The organism is Acetobacter musti, from assembly GCF_011516835.1.
GTDB classification, from domain to species: Bacteria; Pseudomonadota; Alphaproteobacteria; order Acetobacterales; family Acetobacteraceae; genus Acetobacter; species Acetobacter musti.
In genome coordinates this window covers 18,233-38,556 of sequence record NZ_WOTB01000009.1, presented here as the reverse complement: position 1 = coordinate 38,556, position 20,324 = coordinate 18,233, and the positions used below count along the sequence as shown (strand labels likewise).

General features: G+C 62.1%; 18 protein-coding genes. 4 read left to right on the top strand and 14 right to left on the bottom strand.

Annotation, left to right across the window (positions count from 1 at the left end; all coding sequences use genetic code 11):
• Positions 1-90: 90 nt before the first annotated feature.
• The 4 genes from GOB93_RS08425 to GOB93_RS08410 form a co-directional block, all read right to left on the bottom strand.
• Positions 91-648 carry a GtrA family protein gene (locus GOB93_RS08425; RefSeq protein WP_173583066.1) on the bottom strand — a complete coding sequence of 186 codons (558 nt, stop codon included), beginning with the start codon at positions 646-648 and terminating at the stop codon, positions 91-93.
• Between the two features lie 116 nt (positions 649-764).
• Complete coding sequence (locus tag GOB93_RS08420; RefSeq protein WP_173583065.1) at positions 765-1,898, bottom strand: OmpA family protein; 1,134 nt, start codon at positions 1,896-1,898, stop codon at positions 765-767.
• Positions 1,899-2,182: 284 nt separating this feature from the next.
• The gene (gene aroB, locus GOB93_RS08415) at positions 2,183-4,057 is read right to left on the bottom strand and encodes a 3-dehydroquinate synthase (RefSeq protein WP_173583064.1); all 1,875 of its coding nucleotides are present in this window, start codon (positions 4,055-4,057) and stop codon (positions 2,183-2,185) included.
• Between the two features lie 3 nt (positions 4,058-4,060).
• Positions 4,061-4,516: a hypothetical protein gene (locus tag GOB93_RS08410; protein WP_173583063.1), complete on the bottom strand. Its 456-nt coding sequence runs from the start codon at positions 4,514-4,516 to the stop codon at positions 4,061-4,063.
• On the opposite strand from GOB93_RS08410, the gene GOB93_RS08405 reads away from it, so the two are divergent.
• Together GOB93_RS08405 and GOB93_RS08400 are read left to right on the top strand one after the other, a co-directional pair.
• On the top strand, positions 4,511-5,482 hold the full coding sequence (locus GOB93_RS08405) for a tyrosine recombinase (RefSeq protein ID WP_173583152.1): 972 nt from the start codon (positions 4,511-4,513) through the stop codon (positions 5,480-5,482). The two genes, GOB93_RS08410 and GOB93_RS08405, sit on opposite strands and share 6 nt — an antisense overlap.
• 54 nt (positions 5,483-5,536) lie before the next feature.
• Positions 5,537-6,508 carry an acetyl-CoA carboxylase carboxyltransferase subunit alpha gene (locus GOB93_RS08400; protein WP_173583151.1) on the top strand — a complete coding sequence of 324 codons (972 nt, stop codon included), beginning with the start codon at positions 5,537-5,539 and terminating at the stop codon, positions 6,506-6,508.
• A gap of 94 nt (positions 6,509-6,602) precedes the next feature.
• Here the strand turns inward: GOB93_RS08400 and GOB93_RS08395 are convergent, their stop codons facing one another.
• The 7 genes from GOB93_RS08395 to GOB93_RS08365 all read right to left on the bottom strand — a co-directional run bounded on the left by GOB93_RS08395 (position 6,603) and on the right by GOB93_RS08365 (position 13,787).
• Positions 6,603-7,358 carry a competence/damage-inducible protein A gene (locus GOB93_RS08395; protein WP_173583062.1) on the bottom strand — a complete coding sequence of 252 codons (756 nt, stop codon included), beginning with the start codon at positions 7,356-7,358 and terminating at the stop codon, positions 6,603-6,605.
• Positions 7,359-7,400: 42 nt separating this feature from the next.
• Positions 7,401-8,423, bottom strand: a complete 1,023-nt coding sequence (gene mutT, locus GOB93_RS08390) for an 8-oxo-dGTP diphosphatase MutT (protein ID WP_173583150.1) — start codon at positions 8,421-8,423, stop codon at positions 7,401-7,403.
• Positions 8,424-8,460: 37 nt separating this feature from the next.
• Positions 8,461-9,744 (bottom strand): aromatic ring-hydroxylating oxygenase subunit alpha, encoded by a 1,284-nt coding sequence (locus tag GOB93_RS08385; protein ID WP_242010651.1) that lies wholly within the window; start codon positions 9,742-9,744, stop codon positions 8,461-8,463.
• A 242-nt stretch (positions 9,745-9,986) separates the two neighbouring features.
• The gene (locus GOB93_RS08380; protein ID WP_173583061.1) at positions 9,987-10,511 is read right to left on the bottom strand and encodes a RidA family protein; all 525 of its coding nucleotides are present in this window, start codon (positions 10,509-10,511) and stop codon (positions 9,987-9,989) included.
• Between the two features lie 3 nt (positions 10,512-10,514).
• Positions 10,515-10,991 carry a c-type cytochrome gene (locus GOB93_RS08375; protein WP_173583060.1) on the bottom strand — a complete coding sequence of 159 codons (477 nt, stop codon included), beginning with the start codon at positions 10,989-10,991 and terminating at the stop codon, positions 10,515-10,517.
• Entirely contained in the window at positions 10,991-12,592 is a 1,602-nt protein-coding gene (locus tag GOB93_RS08370) for a flavin monoamine oxidase family protein (protein ID WP_173583059.1), read from the bottom strand. The genes GOB93_RS08375 and GOB93_RS08370 overlap by 1 nt, the downstream gene beginning before the upstream one ends.
• Positions 12,593-12,932: 340 nt before the next feature.
• Entirely contained in the window at positions 12,933-13,787 is an 855-nt protein-coding gene (locus GOB93_RS08365; RefSeq protein ID WP_173583058.1) for an ATP-binding protein, read from the bottom strand.
• Positions 13,788-13,937: 150 nt separating this feature from the next.
• Between GOB93_RS08365 and yajC the strand changes: the two genes are divergently transcribed.
• Positions 13,938-14,303 carry a preprotein translocase subunit YajC gene (gene yajC, locus GOB93_RS08360; protein WP_173583149.1) on the top strand — a complete coding sequence of 122 codons (366 nt, stop codon included), beginning with the start codon at positions 13,938-13,940 and terminating at the stop codon, positions 14,301-14,303.
• A gap of 757 nt (positions 14,304-15,060) precedes the next feature.
• On the opposite strand, the gene GOB93_RS08355 is transcribed toward yajC, so the two are convergent.
• Positions 15,061-15,390, bottom strand: a complete 330-nt coding sequence (locus GOB93_RS08355) for a hypothetical protein (RefSeq protein WP_173583057.1) — start codon at positions 15,388-15,390, stop codon at positions 15,061-15,063.
• 63 nt (positions 15,391-15,453) lie between these two features.
• Positions 15,454-17,082: an inorganic phosphate transporter gene (locus tag GOB93_RS08350; protein ID WP_173583056.1), complete on the bottom strand. Its 1,629-nt coding sequence runs from the start codon at positions 17,080-17,082 to the stop codon at positions 15,454-15,456.
• Positions 17,083-17,374: 292 nt separating this feature from the next.
• Between GOB93_RS08350 and GOB93_RS08345 the strand changes: the two genes are divergently transcribed.
• Positions 17,375-19,015, top strand: a complete 1,641-nt coding sequence (locus GOB93_RS08345) for a dihydroxyacetone kinase subunit DhaK (protein ID WP_173583055.1) — start codon at positions 17,375-17,377, stop codon at positions 19,013-19,015.
• 339 nt (positions 19,016-19,354) lie between these two features.
• Here the strand turns inward: GOB93_RS08345 and GOB93_RS08340 are convergent, their stop codons facing one another.
• Positions 19,355-20,296, bottom strand: a complete 942-nt coding sequence (locus tag GOB93_RS08340; RefSeq protein ID WP_173583054.1) for a nucleoside hydrolase — start codon at positions 20,294-20,296, stop codon at positions 19,355-19,357.
• Positions 20,297-20,324: the final 28 nt, after the last annotated feature.

The following is a 20,324-nucleotide window of genomic DNA, read 5'->3' as shown; positions in this document are numbered from 1 at the left end:
GTGGTCCGTCTGGGATGTCAGGCAACCGGAAAGAAAAGACGTTGATCGGGAGAAAACTGTAGCGCAGTCGGAAGGCCCCTGAAAGAGAGGTCAGGACCTCGCATCGGAACCGGCCGGGCCGCTCTCTTCCGCGTCCGGAAGTTCGGCACTGACCACACCCGTCGCGATTTCCGCCAGATCGAGCGCGGAATTCGGGGGACGCTCACGGAAAACAAGACGTTTGCTCAGCGCAAAATTCGCAAACATGCCGGCAAAGGACCCGGCGGCCAGCGCGATAAACGGATACTCCCGGCAGAACGGCTCAAAATAAAACAGAGCATACACAGTGCCGCGATTCAGAAAAAAACCGAGACTGTTCGCCGTCAGAAACCGAAGCCATTGCAGAACCGGATGCTCATGCCGGCCGACATCGCCAAACGTCCAGAAACGATTGGCCATCCAGTTGAGTGTCGCCGCGACAAAGTAAGCAACAAGCGTCGCCGTACCCAGCCCGAGAACAGGCAGCAGCGCATAGACCGTTCCGGTGTCCCACAGATAACCGGCGCTCCCGACAATCCCGAATTTGAGCAGGCGCCGGAATGACGATCCTGAACGGTCCTCAGCAGATGTGTCCGCAGGAGAAAGAGGAGTGTGAGAGGCACTGGTCATAATAAACGAGCGGCTCTTCCGGAAAGTTAAGACAGATCAGTAAGGTCTGGAACGAAAAAAGGGCGCCGGAATGGCGCCCTTCTTCCTGATTATCCTGAAAGATTCCGAATTCGGGATCAGTGCAGAATGATCTCGACGCGGCGGTTCTGCGGCTCGCGGGTGTTCGGACCCGTCGGAACCAGCGGATGCTGCTCACCATAACCATGGATGTCGATCGCACTGGCAGGAACGCCATCGCGAACCAGTTCAGCCTTCACGCTGTCAGCGCGACGGATCGACAGACCCATGTTGTACTTCGCACCGGCAGCGCCACCACGAGCCGAAGAGTTATCGGTGTAACCGTTAACCTCGATGCGGGTCGTCTGAACGTGCGTGGAAGCCTGAGCAGCCTCAGCAACGATCTGACGTGCGCGTGCGGTCAGGTTCGACTTATCCCAGTCGAAGAACACCAGATACGTACGGGCAGGCGTCACGACCGGCGGCGGAGCAACCGGAGCAACCGGCGGCGGCGGCGGAGCCGTGTCGAAAGCGTAACGCAGACCCAGGATGAACTGGTGGTTGAAGCGGTGATCGAAGTTCACGTTACCCGTGGAGCGGTGTCCGCCCGGAGCCGTGATCGACGTTCCGCTGTAAGCGCCGTCCATAAACGAGCCAGGCTGACCGATCATACGGTATTCCGTGGTGATCTGCAGGCCGGGGACGTCCGGAATGTCATAAGCCGCACCGACGATGCCCTGATAGGCAAAGCCACCGTTCGTGCCGCCCAGACGGGTGCTGCCACCGTTCTGGTACATCGTCGTGGTCGGGTTGTAATGCTGCCAGAGATAACCGGCACCAACACCGACAAACGGCGTGACAGGAACATCGAGACCGAACTGCTTCAGATCGATGTCATACAGAACGTTGACCAGACCGCCATAGGACTGATCGCTGCCCTTGGTCGAATTCGGCGACGCATTCCGGGCGTGGTTGATCTCGGAATAGTTATAAACGCCCTCAACCTCGGCACGCAGACCGTTGCCAAAACCCCAGCCGAAGGAGCCGAAGCCCGTAAAGCCGTCATGGTGACGATACGTGGAAGACCCACCGCCCGAACCACCGGCATCACCGGCGAAATGTGCGTGCTGGCTCTGGGTCAGATCGTAACCACCGCCAATATCAACATACGGACCGGTGATCGTCGTGGCAGACGCGGCTACCGGAGCCGCGGCCATCAGTGTTGTTGCGAGTAACGCCGTGCGGAGACGCATTTTTTCGTCCTCATTCTTCATCTGTCGGGGCCGACACCTACCATCGGCATTTCCGCCCCTGCAAGATGTCTAAAAGCCCTATAAAGCGAGGGGTTCCGCTAATGGAACCCGTGCCTGCATGCTTTCCGGCATTAGAGGCCATAACAGTGATTTATATGCAACACTTCATTTCGCTACCTGAAAAAACTAAGTGTGAGGCTAAGTTTCAGACAGTGATCGAAAGTAGTGGCAGCGCCGGTTTCCTGCCGTTAACTGCGGGCTTTACGCACCCGAATTGATGTGTGTCACTTCGGCCTTCCGTTATCTGGGGTCTGCAACGCGTCAGATGCACATCCCTCTTCGATAAGGACAGCCCTCACAGCCGCCTCCGGCACATCACGACACGTGAAAGCCCGCCCGATTCCACGAACAAGAATAAAAGTCAGCTTTCCGTCGTGCATCTTCTTGTCGCGGGTCATGTGGCGAAGCAGCGTGTCCGCCGCGAACGCCTCGCCCGTATCAGAAATCCAGGCCGGCATGCCCGTGGACTCGAGATGCCGCGTCAGACGGTCAAGATCGGCCTGAGGGCAGTATCCGAGCCGGACCGAGAGAAGGAAAGCCAGCCGGAGACCGATCGAAACCGCCTCCCCGTGCAGAAGCCGGCCGTCATATCCCAGCTCCGCTTCCAGAGCGTGCCCGAACGTATGGCCCAGATTGAGCAGCGCCCGCCCGCCCTCGGAACTCCGCTCGAATTCGTCCTTCGTAACAACCGCCGCCTTGAACGCGCACGCCCGTTCAACCGCCTCCGCCAGAGGCTCAGGCTCCTGCGAGAGCACCGTCGCGCCATGCATCTCGCACCACGCGAAAAATCTCTCATCGCCAATAAGACCGGCCTTGATGATTTCCGCATACCCCGCCCGGATCTCCCGCGCCGGAAGCGTCGCAAGCGTCGAGATATCAGCAAGAACCGCCGCAGGCTGGTGGAACGCGCCAATCAGATTCTTGCCCCAGCGCGTATTGATCCCTGTCTTGCCGCCAACGGAGGAATCGACCTGCGAGAGAAGAGTCGTCGGAATCTGCACGAACGGAAGACCCCGTAACGTCGAAGCCGCAACGAAACCCGCCAGATCGCCGACAATGCCCCCGCCCAGAGCGATAATCGTCGTCCGCCGCTCAACGCCCTGTTCCAGGATCGCATCCGTGACGCGCCCGAACTCCTCAAGAGATTTTGACTTCTCGCCAGGAGGCACGACAACCGTCCGGACATGAAATCCGGAATCGCCCAGCGACTCCAGCAGCGGCGGCAGCCAGAGTTCGGCCACCGTCGCATCCGTCACGACAACGACGCGCTTCTGCGGCAGCACAGGAGCCAGCAGCGCCCCGGCCCGTTCGATGAGCCCCGCCCCGATGACCACATCGTAAGACGCCCGGTCCAGCGCGACCGGCAGGCGCCGTGGCCGGTGGTTCAGCGCAAGCGCCTCGATGACGCGGGTGGTGGAATTATCCACGTTGTCGTCTCCACATTGTACAATGATGTCGGCTTCGGCATAAACAGGATGCCGCTCGGTGATAAGACGCTCCAGCACGTCCCGCGGGCGTGAATGGTTCAGAAGCGGCCGGTGACTGCGCCCCGCGACCCGGCGCACAAGAATATCCAGCGGACAGCGCAGCCAGACGGAAATCGCCCGCTCCCGGATCACCGCCCGCGTCTCCGCATTCATGAAGGCGCCGCCGCCCGTGGCGAGAACGCGCGACGGGCCGTCAAGCAGCCGCCTGATGACGCGGCGTTCCCCGTCGCGAAAAGCCCCTTCGCCATACATGCGGAACACATCGCTGATGGAACAGCCCGCCGCCCGCTCGATCTCCGCATCCGCATCGACAAATCCGAGACCCAGCCTCTGCGCCAGCCTCCGGCCAATCGTCGATTTACCAGCGCCCATCAGGCCGATCAGAACGATGCTGCGGCCCGCCAGCGGACCAAAACCGGTGCTGGTCCGTAACGCATCCAGATTGAGCGGAAACGGGTCCGCGGAAGATGGTGCGGAAGGAGACAGTGCGACACCGGACGGCACAGCATCCGCAACACGCACGGAAGCCACCGCGTCTGTCGCGGAATCAGCGTCGGGATCAGGGACGGCCGGAGGAAATTCCGGCCTTTCGGCAGAGTATGGGCGTGACATGGATCACATCGTAACATAGAGCGAGCGAACACACGTCAGGGCGAGGCCGCGGGACTCCAGTATGTACCCCGGCTCAATGAGAATCGAGGCTGTAATGCGCCGAATCGTCATCATCGTTGCAGCGGTCGCTGCCGTCGTTCTTCTGGGAGGAATCGCCATGCTCGGCGCCGGGTCGGCCCCGCCGGCACAGCAGATGGTGCACAGGGATCTGCCGCAGAGCGTGTTCGCCGCCGCCGCTCCGGCCCCGTCCCTCCCGACCATGCCGCCACTGCCCGCCGGTCCGGCCTCCGTAACCGCTCCGGCCCCCGCAACACCAGCCTCCACAGCGCCTGCAATCACACCCCCGGCAGCTCCGCCATCCGCGCAATCCGCTCCGGCTCCCGCCACCCCGGCACACTGAAGCCGGCCCCGGGCGCCGGTCCCGACCGCCAGATCCAGCGAGGAGACGGATTCCTGCACCAGTCCGGCACAGAACCCTTTCTCGAAATGCTGGCGGCCGAACGCGCCGCCGCCCCGGCCACCCTGGCGGCCTACACAGCAGACCTCGCCGACTGCGAAGCGAGCCTGCTCCGTCAGGGCGAATCCCTCGACACCGCCAGCGCGGACGGCCTCCGAGCCTGGGTCAGCGAGATGAGTACGTCCGGCGCCGCCCGCCGCACCATCGCCCGCCGCATCTCCTGCATCCGGCAGTATTATCTCTTTCTCCTCCGCGACGACCGCCGCACCGACAACCCCGCCGCGCAGCTCGACGCGCCCCCACCACAGCGCGCCCTGCCGAAATTCCTCACCGAATCCGAAGTCGTCGCCCTCATTGAAGCCGGCACCCCGCCCGCCGGCGCAACGCCGGCAGAACGCCGCCGCCTGATCCTCGGCCGCGCCGCCCTCGAACTGCTCTACGCCACCGGCCTCCGCATCTCCGAAATGCTTGCCCTGCGCCGCGACTCCTTCCGGGAAAACACCCGCATGCTGCTGATTCGCGGCAAAGGCGGCCGCGAGCGCCTCGTGCCGCTCTCCGACCCCGCCCGTGACGCCGTCCAGGCTCTGCTGCTCGAGGACAAAGCCCGCGCCAGCCCCTGGCTCTTCTCAGGCCGCGCGCCCGCAAAACCGCTGACCCGCCAGGGCTTCGACAAAATTCTCGCCGAACTCGGGGGCAGGGCAGGGATACCGCCCGACCGCCTGTCCCCCCATGTCCTGCGCCATTCCTTCGCCACTCATATGCTCGCCCACGGCGCCGATCTGCGCACCCTGCAGATCCTGCTTGGCCACGCCGATATCTCGACCACCCAGATCTACACCCATGTCCAGGCCGACCGGCTCAGAGAGATCGTGCAGGCCCATCATCCCCTCGGGCAGTCTCCCTCCGGGCAGCCTGCGGACACCGCCGGTCCGGAGCCGTCAGCCGCCTCGGATGAAAAGAATCTGTAACCTGACGCCCGGCAGTGCTTGGATTTGGCCATGACTGTGCTATCGGCATCGCCCATGCGCCAGTTTCTTGATTTCGAAAAGCCGGTCGCCGAACTTGAGACCAGGATCGACGATCTGCGGAATACAGCGGCCTCCCAGGACGGGCAGGCCGGTGAGGTCAGCATCTCCGATGAAATCGGAAAGCTGTCGGACAAGGTGGAGAAGCAGCTTCGCGCGCTCTACGCCAAACTCACCCCATGGCAGAAAGTGCAGGTCGCCCGCCACGCCCAGCGCCCGCACGCCCTCGATTACATCAATGCCCTGATCACCGAATTCACCCCCCTGGCCGGTGACCGCCAGTTCAGCGACGACAAAGCCATCATCGGCGGAGTCGGCCGCTTTAACGGTCAGGCCGTGATGGTGATCGGCACGGAGCGCGGCTCGGATCTCGAAACACGGCTCGCCCATAATTTCGGCATGGCCCGCCCGGAAGGCTACCGCAAAGCCATTCGCCTGATGAAAATGGCCGGCCGGTTCCGCCTGCCGATCCTCACCTTCGTCGACACCTCCGGCGCCTGGCCGGGAATCGACGCCGAGGCCCGCGGTCAGGCTGAAGCCATCGCCCGCTCCATCGAAACCTGCCTGTCCGTGCCAGTGCCGCTCATCGCGACCGTGATCGGAGAGGGCGGCTCCGGCGGGGCCGTGGCCCTGGCTTCCGCTGACCGTGTCCTGATGCTCGAGAACGCCATCTACTCGGTGATCTCGCCGGAAGCCTGCGCCTCCATCCTCTGGCGCGATCCGAAACAGGCCTCCACCGCCGCCGATGCCCTGCGTCTCACCGCTCAGGACCTGAAGAAATTCGGCCTGATCGACCGTATCGTCAACGAACCCGTCGGCGGCGCGCAGCGCGATCCGAAAACCATGATCGAACTGCTCGGCCAGGCCATCGCCGAGGAACTCATGCCGCTGCTGTCCGTCGGCGCAACCTCACTCGTCGCCCAGCGCCGTGAGAAATTCCTCGCCATGGGTCGCAGCGCACTCTCCTGATCCCGGCTCCGGCGGGCGCCACACAGCGTCCCGCCGGACAGAAAACTGTCCGGAACCTCAGAAAACCGCTCCGCGTAACCTCGCTACCCGCGCGTCAGAGCGGCGGCTCGCCCTCGACAGGCACAGCGCCCGCCGCCGCGATCAGATCGCGCACCGCCGCCGCCGCCGCCTCTAGATCTTTCAGATCCGTCCCCTTCACAACGAGCGCAAGACCTCGTCGCCCGTCATCGCGATGAAACGGATAAGACCCGACATCGAGAGCCGGCCAGCGCTTCTGCACAGCCTCCAGCGGCGCCGCGATCATGCTTTCATAAAGCGAAAGCGCATACCATGTCCGCGACTCCACTTTCGCCCCGTGCTTCAGCAGAGGCGCCACGGACTCGAACATCGCCTGCATGATCGACGGAACCCCCGCCATCACATGCACATTGCCGATCGTGAATCCCGGCGCCACAGACTTCGAGTTCGTGATCGGCGTGGCGCCACGCGGCAACATGGCCATCCGCCGCCGCGCCGCGCTGAACTGATCCGTGCCATAATGCTTTTCCATCAGAGCCGCCGTTTCCTCGTGCAGCTCCAGCGGAACCCCGAACGCCTCGGCGACACAGGCGCTGGTGATGTCATCATGCGTCGGCCCGATCCCGCCCGTTGTGAAGACCTGATCGTACCGGGCCTTCATCTCCGTGACCGTCGCGATGATCGTTTCGACAATATCGGGAATGATCCGCACTTCCTTCAACGGCGCCCCGATCTCGCCCAGATGAACGGCAAGATACCGGATATTGGCGTCCTGCGTCCGGCCCGAGAGGATTTCATTGCCAATCACCACAAGGGCGGAAGTCGGATTCATGTCAGTCGCTCCAGTCAGTCAGGTCCGGACCCCGGACCCGGATTACAGCAGATCGCGCAGAAACGGGATCAGCGGCAGATCGGCCGGGGGCATCGGATAGCGTTCCAGATCACCCGCCGCGACCCACGCCAGAGCCTGCCCCTCACGCCCCTCCGGCGTGCCATGCCAGCGCCGGCAGAGATATAACGGCATGAGAAGATCGGATTTCTCATAAGCATGCGAGACGAAGGTGAACGGCGCGAGACAGGCCCTGGTCACGTCAATGCCCAGCTCCTCGTGAAGTTCCCGGATGAGCGCCGCCTCAGGCGATTCGCCCGGCTCGATTTTCCCGCCCGGAAACTCCCATAACCCGGCAAGCGATTTCCCCTCCGGCCGGCGCGCAAGGAGAATCCGCCCATCGGAATCGATCAGCGCCGCCGCAACAACCAGCATCAGCCGACGCCCGGACACAGCAGCGGAAGCCGGCTGCGGGACAGGCTGCATCACCCCAGCCGCCCCGGCATCGGACCCACCCTGCTCCGCGGCCTCGCGGACCGAATCAAAATCGGCGCGACCCGCCTCGAACGTAAAAACCGGAATCTCGCCGCCCCGCGCCATGAAGGGCAGGGTGCCCGTGCCGGTCTGCCGAAATCCGACCCGGCGCAGCACAGCGCAGGACGCGGCATTATCCTGCGCCGCCTTTGCCTCCAGCGCGTCGAGAGGCAGATTGGCAAGCGCCCACCGGCAGATCCGGTCAGCAGCAAGAGACGCAATCCCACGTCCCCAGTGCCGCCGCCCGAGCCAGTATCCCAGCGAGGCCCGTCTGGTTCCGGGCACAAGAGTCAGCCCGACACAGCCGGCAAGGGCGCCATCCTGATCCGTAATCGCAAAATGGTAGCCCGAACCGTCTTCAGCCTGCTTTACCGTGCTTGCAATCCACTCCTCCGCCAGTTCATGCGGATAGGGGAAAGGCAGGCGACTCAGCATCCTGATGACGTTCCAGTCATTCACCTGCCGATGAATTGCATTCGCATCTTCCGGTAACAGTCCACGCAGAGTCCAGGCCCCGGCCTTCAGAACCGGCATCGGGACGCTGTCAGGATCATCACCGGCCAAGACGTAATCAGACTTTCTGTTCGGATTTCACAGGCGTCTTCCGCTTTCTGCGACCCGTCCGGACCGACCGCGACGGAGTGTCACCAGCCGGCGCCGCCGCACCGGCAACTGCACCGGCAACTGCGCCGGCAATCGCATCGGCAGCAGAACCGCAGGCAGGACCGGCAGCGGAAACAGCCCCGGCGCCAGATGCCGACACACCGTCATCCGCACCCCGTGTCCCGGCAGTGTCCGGTTCAGCCGGCTTTTCCGGCGACACGCCGCATTCCGCCAGCAGACTGCGTAGCGCGTTGATAACCGGAAACACCTCAAGATTATGGTCGCCGCCAAGATCCCGCCACGCCTGCTGCTCCAGTTCGACGATCTCCCGGTCCTCGGCGAAAATCCGCTCGGTGAACGCGACGAGAAACGGCCAGGCCAGATCGAGCAGACCCGGAATCCCCGGACGCTTCACCGAGAGCAGACCAAATGTCCGGTTGGTCAGCTGCTCCTTGTCCTGCGGCGTATAGGCAATCCACAGATCCATCACCGGATCGGCATCGCCCGTCTGAATATGCAGCGTCTGATAAGGATAGACCGTCCGGATCGTCATGACATCGCGGTCAGCGAACTTCGCCGATGCGTCCCGCCGCTCACCGAAAATCAGCGCCTCGCCAAGCGGCTGCTTGCCACCCGTCCGCGCGAAGGAATACCGCGCCTCAACCAGCCCCGGCTCACGTCTCTGCCCGAGAAAGCGCGGCCGCATCTGCCCCATCTGCTTCATATGCATAAACTGATGGTTCATATCCATCAGGTTCTCATGCATAAAACTATAGTGGCACCCGACAACCTTGCCGAAACAGCGGGTCTTGTAACCCGGATCGTCCACCCGCGCGAGAACCGCCGGCAGATGGGTCGTGGCCGCCTTTTCCGGATCGCCCGGAAAGATGAAAATCAGCCCGTCCTGCTCCAGAACCGGATAGGTCCGCACACCATTCGGCAGCTTCCCCTTGCCCAGATACGGAACATCAATGCAGCGGCCCGAACGCCCGTAAGCCCAGCCATGATAGCAGCACTGAACGGACTGCCCGCACACACGCCCCTTGCTCAGCGGCACCTGACGATGGGCGCAGCGGTCCTCCAGCGCAAAAACCGGTCCGTCTTCCGGACGCACCAGAGCAACAGGATGCTCCGCGTAGCGTACGCCGATCGTTTTGCCTTTTTTAAGCTCGCGTGACCAGGCAACCGGATACCAGAAATCCGGATCACAATGGACACGCCGCAGATCCACACCCGGCTTCATCGCGGCCATCCCGGCATCCGATGCTGACGGGCCGGCCACCGTCTCATGTGACATACCGGCCGGCTGTGCCGACAGTTCGCTTTGAAGTGACTGGTCCATCGTGTCCCTGCTCATGCTTCCTCCAGGCGTCCCCACTCCCTGATTCCGCAGGGCGGCGAGAACACGGACGCATAGCGTCTATACCATCCGTTCCGGCATGTCGAAGTGAGCCAGATCAAACACCTGCACGCTCCGCGCAGCCTGTTTTTGTCTCAGGGATGCGTGGTCCGTACGGCCGTGACCTCGATCTCGATCAGCCACCCGGGATTAGCCAGATGTGCCACTTCAAACGCCGAGCGGACAGGCAGATTCGGCTGCGCTTTTGTTCCAAAGAATTGCGAGTAGGCTTTCATCATGCCGGCGAAGTCGATTTTTCCCAGTTTTGGATCGGCAGCCATGTACATGTGCATCTGCACAATGCTTCCCATGGTCAGACTGAGCTTCGAAAGCTGCTCCTGAATCTTCTCAAGCGCGCCCCGTGTCTGAGTCTCCGTATCGCCATACGCCGCCAGCGAATGCGGGTCGGCCGATTTGTCGACCGGCGCCGACCCCATGCCGCTCAGATACACGGTGGTCGCGCCCGGCGGAACCTCGATCGCCTGCGCGATGGGGAAATGGCTCGCCGGATCAACGTGACGCAGGACAGCATCAGCCGCCGCCGCGCCGCCCGCGCCCGAAACGCTGACAGCTCCGGCGAAGGCAAGCGCGAAAAATGCATTACGTGCGGAAAAGCTCATGGATTATTCTTCTTCTTTCGTGAGGACAGGACGCATGGGCGAGACGTCTCCCACTGTCACCGGGTCAGAAAAATGATTGCCAAAATGGGTCCGGATGAAATTGACCACGTCAGCAACCTGTTTGTCGGTCAGTAATCCGGCAAATGACGGCATGCCGCCATGTCCGTTGAGAATCGTATAAACCGGGTAATCCGCCGTCTGCAATTTCGTATTTCCGGCAAATGCGGGAAATCCCGCGCCCGCCCCGGAAGCGCCCTTGCCATCGGCCATATGACAGCCCTGACAGACATGCTGATAAACCGCCGCGCCCGTCGTCAGTGGCTGCAGCGGCCCCGCGACGGCAGTCGCCGAATCAGCCCGCGCCACACCCGGAGCCAGCAGGGACGCCGCCAGCAGAACCGGCGCCGCACCGCACAGAACAACCCTCGACAGAACAGTTCCAGGCAGAAAAACCGTCAGAAAATGAGACCCGAAGCGCATCACGCACCTCCCACAGCGCGCTTATGCAGCGTCGTAATGGCCGCCAGAGACGACAGAATGGCGCCCTCCTGCCAGCAGCCGACATAAGAAGCGTGCTCACCCGCCAGCACGATCCGGTTGTCCATGGTCGTCAGAGCCTTGTAATGCTCTTTTCGCGCCTGCTCGGACCACATGCTGCAGCAGCCCAGCGTCCACGGCACCCGGCTCCACGCAAAGCCGACCCCGTTGGAGAACTCCTTCCGGTACTGCGGATGGATTTTGCTGCCCTGCTTCAGAGCTTCCTCAACCCGCTGCTGCGGCGTCATCCCGGCGAAATCGTAAGCCGCCGGCCCGAACATATAACCGCCCAGCAGAACCCCCGGACCCTTCGTGAAAATCCCGGAGCTCGGATAGGAGATCTGACTGATCGGCTGGCTGGTGAAGCTGATGCCGCCATAGATCTGATCGTCCTGCTCCCAGAACCGCCGTCTGAACTCCAGTCCGAGCTTCACCGAAGAACCATACGGAACCGCCGCGATCGCGGCTTTCAGCGGCGCGCCGACCTGAACATCGAGCTGCGAGAGAACGGGCAGGGGGATCGTGCAGACACAGTAATCGGCCTGAACCGTCTTCGCCGCGCCGCCACCGGCCATGTCGTCATACGTCACCGTCACGCCATGATCGTCCTGATGAATCGCCGTGACCTTGCAGTTCAGCGTAATCAGATCCTGGATCTGCCGGGCAAACCCCTTGCCGATATTGTCCATGCCGCCCACTGGCTGGAACATCGTCGTCTGCATGTCCAGCCGCTCATGAAAGGCGATAAACTGCCAGAGCCCCGACTTCATCACCTCGTCGCGCGGCAACAGATCGGACGGAACCGGCGCCCCGTCCACACCACCACCCTGCGGCTTGTCGAATCCGCGCCGCAGGGAACTCCGGGTCCCCTTCGTCCATGTGCCGTCATCACCGAGACCGGCCCAGGTCCGCATCGCCGCTTTCACATGCGCCCGCTCATCCGCCGACATCACGTCGTCAAGCTTGTGCTGGTCCACCGCCTTGGAAATCAGCTCGCCGGTATAGCCGAAGAAATCACCCGCAAAATCGCGGTACCGCACCGGTTTGCCACCGAAAGCTTCCGTCGAATGCAGGAACGAATTGTGATTCAGCTCGATAAACGGCTCCAGCGCCACACCGAAAGCGTTGCAGTAATGCAGCAGCCCCTGGTGATGATACGGAATCCGCCACGGCCCCGGATTGATGTAATTCCCCGGCGCAAACCCGACCTTCTGCGTGTGCCCGCCAAGCTCCATCACCGTGTCGCCACCGCGAAGCGTCATGTTCCGGCCACCGGCCCGGTTCTGGTATTCAAGAACCTGAACGGCATAGCCCGCCCTGCGCAGCTCATACGCGGCCAGCATTCCCGCCAGACCGCTGCCCAGCACCACAACCCGCGTTCCGTGACGCGCCCCCGACAGATCCGGCGGACCTTTAAAGTCCGTCCCCATCGCATGCCCCAGGCTCGTCATCGCCTGATAAAGCCCCGCACTGCCTGCGAGAAGACCAATCCGGGTCAGCAGCTGGCGGCGTGTGGGCGCCATTCGCTGAGAAGCCTCTGCCATGCATCATTCCTGTTCAGTGGTCGTGAAAATAGTGTGCCTGTGCTGTGGAATGTTCCTGACATGGATCGATGCGGATTGTAAACGGGGACGCCGGCGACAAAAAACATTGTCTCTTTACGGTCTGTTTCGACTGCCGGTTTCCCGCCACCCGACCTCCCTCCCTCCGGCTTCCCCCACCCGGCCAGCTTCCGTCAGACCAGTTTTCGTCAGGCCAGCTTCCGTGAGACCGGCATCCGGCAGCCCCCTCCGGCCTCCCGCTCTCGATTCAGACCGGAGCGCCGGCCCGCGCCGGAGACACGCCTCCCTCCAACCCCGTCCGCTCTTCTCACTCCGCCCCTCATCACCCCGGCTGAAGCGAAGCCGCCAGATCGTCAGTAAACTGCACCGCAACACGCCCCGACCGGTTGCCGCGCGTGATCGCCCAGGCATTCGCCCGCCGGCACAGGTCATCGTCCGCGATCTCCAGCCCGCGCTCCTTCGCATAGGCCCGGACCATGTCGAAATAGACGTCCTGAGAACAGGCATGGAATCCCAGCCACAGCCCGAACCGGTCCGACAGCGACACCTTCTCCTCGACCGCTTCCCCGGGATTGATCGCCGTCGACCGCTCATTGTCGATCATATCCCGCGGCATCAGATGCCGCCGGTTCGACGTCGCATAGAACAGGACATTCTCCGGTCGCCCCGCGATCCCGCCATCCAGAACGGATTTCAGCGCCTTGTAGTCCCGGTCCTCGCGCTCGAACGACAGATCGTCACAGAACACAATAAACCGTCGCGCCGACCCGCGCAGCAGCGCCAGCAGTTCCGGCAGCGTCGCCAGATCCTCGCGTTCGATCTCCACCAGCACGACCGGACCCGCTGCCGGTCGCCCGTCATTGACCGCCGCATGACACGCCTTCACCAGGGACGACTTGCCCATCCCCCGCGAGCCCCAGAGCATCGCATTGTTCGCCGGCAATCCCCGCGCGAAATGACGCGTGTTCTCCAGAAGCTGATCCCGCTGGGAATCGACCCCCTGAATCAGCGCGATCGGAACATGCGCAACCTGCGCGACCGGCATCAGACGGCCCCGTTCCGGCTGCCAGACAAAGGCGTCCGCCTCCTCCAGCCCGGCCAGCGTCGGTGGCGGCGGTGAAAGACGTTCCAGCGCGGAGGCAATCCGTTCCAGAAGCGGATGCAGTTCAGTCGTCATCACGAGGTCCCCGAAGAAAAAACCACACTCTCCGAACAGCCGCCGCCCCGCATCCCGCTGCGGCTTGACGCGCGCCATCCAAAATCTATGGTCCCCGCCTATCAGTCAGTCCGGACGGCCCGCAACCCGTCCATCGATAAAGTGAGTGTAATGTCAGATTTCCTGATTTCTCCCGCCTATGCCCAGAGCACCGGCGGCGGAGGCGGCGCGAGCAGCCTCATCCAGTTCCTGCCCTACGTGCTGGTCTTCGGCATCTTCTATTTCCTGATGATCCGCCCTCAGCAGCAGAAACAGAAGCAGCTCCGTGAAAGCCTCAGCAAACTGCGCCGCGGCGACCGTGTCCTCACAGCCGGCGGCATTATCGGCATCGTCCGCAAGGCAGACGACGAAGCCAGCGAAATCGAACTCGAAATCGCCCCGAACGTCCGCGTTCAGGTCATGCGCTCCACCATCACCTCCGTCCTGACCAGCAGCGACAAAGCAGCAAACGACACCGCCCCGGCCTCCAAAGCCTGACCTGATCGCCTCAGAATCGTTCCGTTCCTCCACACAGACGAAAAAGAATTCCGGAGAAACGGAACAACACTGCCCTTCAGCAGCAATCTGCCAGACCGCTCCACAGGATGGATTTCCATGGAAGCCGGAAGCAACCTACCCCCCGATCTTACGTCCGGACTGACAGCCCGCCTGAAACGGACATGAGATCCGCGCTCGGATCATCAGAGGAACAGACCCGGCGCACACGCTCCTCACCGCATTCATCCATGAATCCGGCTGACGTCATCAGACAGTTTATAACATTGATGTAAGAGCTGAATCACCAGCTCGTCGTGAGGACGATCAAGACCGTCGCCACTCACATCTTTTGCTGAATTTATCCGCCATCCCGCCACGTCCGGCCCTGGGTCTCGCGTGGACAATTCCGCGCCCCAGGCTCGCTCCCGCGTGAAAAACAGACCGCATCCTCAGGACTGCTTCAAAAGCACCAAAGGGATAAAATCTTTCATAACCAACTGATGATGTTATGTTTTTTACGTTCCGCTCATCTGCTCGCCTCAGCCAGCCTCAAAAAGCACCCAACGATAATCTCTGATCAAAAAATAAAAGTTTTTGGGTGCCGCCTTTTTCCAAAAAGGCGGCGTCTTCCGAAGCTTTCTGAAAAAAAAGCCTCACCAAAAACGTCTTTCTGATTAACCGGAGATTTCACAAAAAGGCTGTTGAAACAGTCTCTATGCAAAGCCCGGGCAGACACAAAACACCCGGACCGTCAGCGCTACCCCGGCGCCCCAAACGCCAGATACGGCAGCAACAGAATAATCGCCGCGAACACCGCGCTGAACCCGGCCAGAAGACTGCGCGGCAGCGTCTTCGCTCCGAAGACGATCAGAACCACAAACGGCACAATCGCCAGAGCCTCCGCCTGCGCGACAAAAAGCGCATCAACATGCGAAATGTGCAGGATCGCCGGCACAAGAACCAGCATCGCAAGCACCGCCGGACAGGCCGGGGCGGCAAGCATCAGAAGACGAGACAGAAAAGGCGCCTCCGGGACCATCGGATCACCGGAAACGCCGCCATCAGACTTTTCTTTGTTGCGATCCATTCTCAACTGGATACCGATCCCCACGCGCTGTGTAAAGCATCATGAGGACCGTCGCGATCACATTCAGAACAGCTGACGAAACAGAATGTAAAGACAGCCCGAAATCGCCATGGCGGCGGGGAGGGTGGTCACCCAGGCCAGCGCCATCGATTTCAGCGTCGATGCCTGCAGCCCGGACCCGTTCGCCGCCGTCGCTCCGGCAACACCGCTCGACAGAATATGCGTCGTGGACACCGGCAGACCATAACCCTCAGCCAGACCGATCGTCGTCATCGCCACAATCTCGGCCGAGGCGCCCTCGGCATAGGTCATGTGCGTCTTGCCGATCTTCTCGCCAACCGTCACGACAATCCGCTTCCAGCCGACCATCGTGCCCAGCCCCAGCGCAATCGCCACCGAAACCTTCACCCACAGCGGAATAAACCGCGTGCCCGCATACAGATCCGACTGAAAGGATTTCAGAGCCTTTTTGTCGCCCGCACTGAACGCCTCGTTCTTCTCCCCCATCACCCGGATCGCATCGGCAACCAGATACATATCGGTACGAACGTTCGGCACAGCCGCCGCCGGAACCGCCTTCATCGAACCATAGGTCCGGACCGAAGAGGAAATGTCATCGCTCAGCATCGCCAGAGCCGCAAACGTCTCCGGTGACGAAACCGACTTTGCCCGCAGCGCCGCCCCGACAATCTCGCGCGCTTTCAGCTCGTCCGGTGCCGCCGGCGCATCGCCCGCATGAGCCTGAAAAGCCTGATGCGCCCGGTCAGCCGACTGAATGAAGGCAGGCATCGCGCTTTCCGGCATCGCCCGGTTCAGCGCATACGCCGTCGGCGCCGCACCGATCAGGATCAGCATGATCAGACCCATGCCTTTCTGACCGTCATTGCCACCATGCGAGAACGAAACACCCGTGCAGGTGAAAACCAGCAGACTGCGGATCCACAGCGGCGGCGGTTTGTCACCCTCCGGCGCCTTGTACAGCGCCCGGTTTTTCACAAGCAGCTTCATGGTCAGCAGCAGCAGCGCCGCCATCACAAACCCGCAGACCGGGCTGAACAGCAGAGCGGAGAACACTTTCTCCACCTGGCCCCAGTCCACACCCTGCGTCGCCGCGCCCGTCGGCGCCATCATCTGGTTCGCCAGACCAACGCCCATGATCGAACCCACCAGAGCATGAGACGAACTGTTCGGAATGCCAAACGCCCAGGTCACCAGATTCCAGACAATCGCCGCGATCAGCAGCGCGAAAATCATCGCGTACCCCGCCGTGCTGCCAGCCTGCAGGATCAGCTCGACCGGCAGAAGCGTCACGATGCTGTACGCCACCGCGCCCGTCGATGTCGCAACGCCCAGAAAATTCCAGAACCCGGACCAGACCACCGCCACAAGCGGCGGCAGGCTGCGGGTATAGATCACCGTCGCAACCGCGTTCGCCGTATCATGAAACCCGTTCACGAACTCGAACCCGAGCGCAATGATCAGCGCAATGCCCAGCAGAACAAAAGTCCCGGTCGCCAGCGTCCCTTCACCGACCGCGTGCATGTCATGCAGAATACTGACCGCCGCAAAACCCAGAGCCCCGAGCAGCACGCCAAAGAAAATTGCCACATGAAGCGGGTTATTGCCCACCTTCATATCGGGGCGAGATGGCGGCGCTGCCTCCCGCACGGAACTCATGATCGCCTCGGACATGATCTATCCATCAGTTATTAACCTGATGGCGATTTACGGCAGGAGTTCCCCGAAAGCGACGAATCAAGCATGATCGTTTTATGACACCGTATTTGTGACAGTCCTGACAGTATCAGCATAACCGGCCGCAGCGAACCCATCCCCCGATAACGGGTTCATATACACAGGCGGGCACAGGCAGCCCGGGTCTTCGTCATATTACCCCCGTCGCATTTCTGTCACACGCTTGCTTTTTCCTGCGCGGCAGGGCGGACTCCACCCCCATATCCCGCATCGGAGAGGATTTTCCCGTATGAAACGGTTTCTCAACAGTCGCGAAACGCTGGTCACGGAGGCGCTCGACGGGCTGTTGCGTTCCCCTGCGGGCGCAGAACTCTGCCGTCTGGACGGATACCCCGACATCCGGGTCATCCTCAGAAAAGACTGGGATAAAAACTGCGGCAAAGTCGCCATCCTCTCCGGCGGCGGCTCCGGACACGAACCCGCCCATGCCGGCTTCGTAGGCAAAGGCATGCTCACCGGCGCCGTCTGCGGCTCCCTCTTCGCCTCGCCGGGCGTGGATTCAATCCTCGCCGGCATCCTCGCCGTGACAGGGGAGGCCGGCTGTCTCCTCGTCGTCAAGAATTACACCGGCGACCGCATGAATTTCGGCCTCGCCGCCGAACAGGCCCGCGCCCTCGGTCTCGCCGTGGAGATGGTCATCGTCGGTGACGACATCTCCCTGCCGGGTCACCGCCACGCCCGCGGCGTCGCCGGCACCGTGCTGGCCCATAAAATGGCCGGCCACATCGCCGAAAGCGGCGCGAATCTGGAGACAGTCACCGCCTTCACCCGCAACGCCGTCAGCAAAATCCGCTCGATCGGCCTCGCCCTGAGCGACTGCTACACCTACGATGACGGGTTCGAAACACGTCTCGGCGACAATGAAGGCGAACTCGGCCTCGGCATCCACGGCGAACCCGGCGCCCGCCGCATCGAAATGGCCGACGCCGATCAGCTCATGAGCCTCGCCGCCACCGATCTTCTCGCGGCACTGCCCGATAACGGCGCAAAACACGCCCTGATGCTGAACAATCTCGGCACCACGTCCGTTCTGGAAATGTCCCTTCTTCTGCAGGCCTTTTCAAAAACAGAACTCGCCTCCCGCATCGCCCTGGTCGCCGGCCCCTCGCACTTCCTGACCGCGCTGGACATGAACGGCTTCTCTCTCTCCCTGATCGAACTCGATACCGAAATCGAACAGGCCCTCCTGTCCCGCGTCGCTCCCACCGCCTGGACCGGCATCACCGCATGGCGCGAACCCGTCCTCCTCCCGGTCCCGCCCATGCCAGACGTCTTCACCGCTCCCCCCTCCGCCAGTCCCGCACTCAGAGACGCGGTCAGCCGGGGTGCCGCGGCGCTGCTCGAAAACGAAGACGCCCTCAACGCCCTGGATGCCAAAATCGGCGACGGCGACGCCGGCTCCACCTTCGCCGAAACCGCCCGCGTCATCCGTGAGTCCCTCGACCGCCTGCCTCTGGGCGACCCCAAAGCCCTGATGCAGACCACAGGCCGCCTCCTGGCCCGTCACGCCGGCGGCTCCAGCGCCGCGCTGCTCTCCATCATGTTCTCCACCGCCGGCCGCAGCGGGGAAAGCCGCTGGCAGGCCGCCCTGAAGGAAGGCCTGACCGCCATGCAGGATTACGGCGGCGCAAGGGCAGGGGACCGCACCATGCTCGACGCCCTCATCCCCGCCATCGACGCCCTCGACGCCGGCAAAAGTTGGACCGAAATCGTCACCGCCGCCCGAAAAGGCGCTGATGCCACCGCAAAGATGCAGAAAGCCGCCGCAGGCCGCGCCTCCTATGTCCCGTCCGCCCATCTCGACAACATCCCCGACCCCGGCGCCGAAGCCATCGCCCGCCTGTTCGAGGCCATGCGGCCAGCATCCTGACCAGGCGCCGCTCTCCCCAGGCCCGGCCGCCTTCTCAGAAAACAAGGCGGCCGGGTCTCGTTCAGAGAGGACAAATTCCGGTCAATTATAAAAAGAAGTTTTTGGTGAAGCTTTTTTCAAAAAGCTTCAGAAGACACCGCTTTTTGAAAAAAAGGCGGCACCCAGAAACTTTTGTTATTTTACCAGAGATTTACCGTGAAACGCCCTCTGAGCTGGCTGAGGCGAGCAGACTATCTGAGCTCAAAAAACATGACGCCATCACTCTGTTATGAAAATCCTTGCGCGTTTAAGACTGTTTGACACGACCTCTGAGACCATCGGCCACAAGTCCGCCCCGCATCAGAGTTCCTCAAGCGCGCGCCCGATCATTCCCGTAATCCGCGCCACATCGCCACGCATGAGAATGGTCGCGTTAGGACCCTCCGGCCCCATATGTTTCTCGCGCCGGGCCACGACGGTCCGGCCGAAATCCGGCCCTTCCCGGCAATCAACGCAGATGCGCCCGCGAACGGTCGTAAACGCCGACGGATCGAGAAGCCACGCGATGACACACGGATCGTGCAGCGCCGGATCACCATCCGCGTAACGGCTCACCATGCGCGAAAACACCGCCGCCCGGTCCGAATAACGCGCCCATGTTTCCTCAATATGGCTCCGGGAAACGATAACATCCCGTGTCACATCGAGACCCGCCATCGTCAGCGGAATACCGCTTTCCATGACGATCTGCGCGGCATGAGGATCGACAAAAATATTGAACTCCGCGGAAGCCGTCACATTCCCGTCGGTAAACGCAGCGCCCCCCATAAAAACAATCTCATGCACCCGCGCCGCAAATCCGGGATCTGTAAGAATGGCCAGCGCCACATTGGTCATCGGCCCCAGAACACACAGCGTCACAGCGCCGGGACGGGACCGGACGATGTCGCAGAGCGCCACCCATGCCGGCTTCTCCGGATCGGCCGGCCTCGCACGCAGATCCTTCGTCTCACCGCCCAGACCATCGGCGCCATGAACCGGCGCCCGCCGCCCGACCGCACGCATGAGAGGACGATGCGCCCCGCGATAAAGCGGAATATCGTCGCATCCGGTCAGGGACAGCACCGCACCCGCATTGCGCGTGGTCTCGTCAATTCCCGCATTGCCCGCCACCGTCGTGACAGCCAGCAACTCCAGAACGTCCCGGCGCGACGCGGCCAGCAGAATGGCCAGCGCGTCATCCACACCAGGATCACAGTCGATAACGACCGGAATGCGTCCGGCCACTTCAGATAATGTCATAAAAACTCACATGATTCCGGAAAGCGAA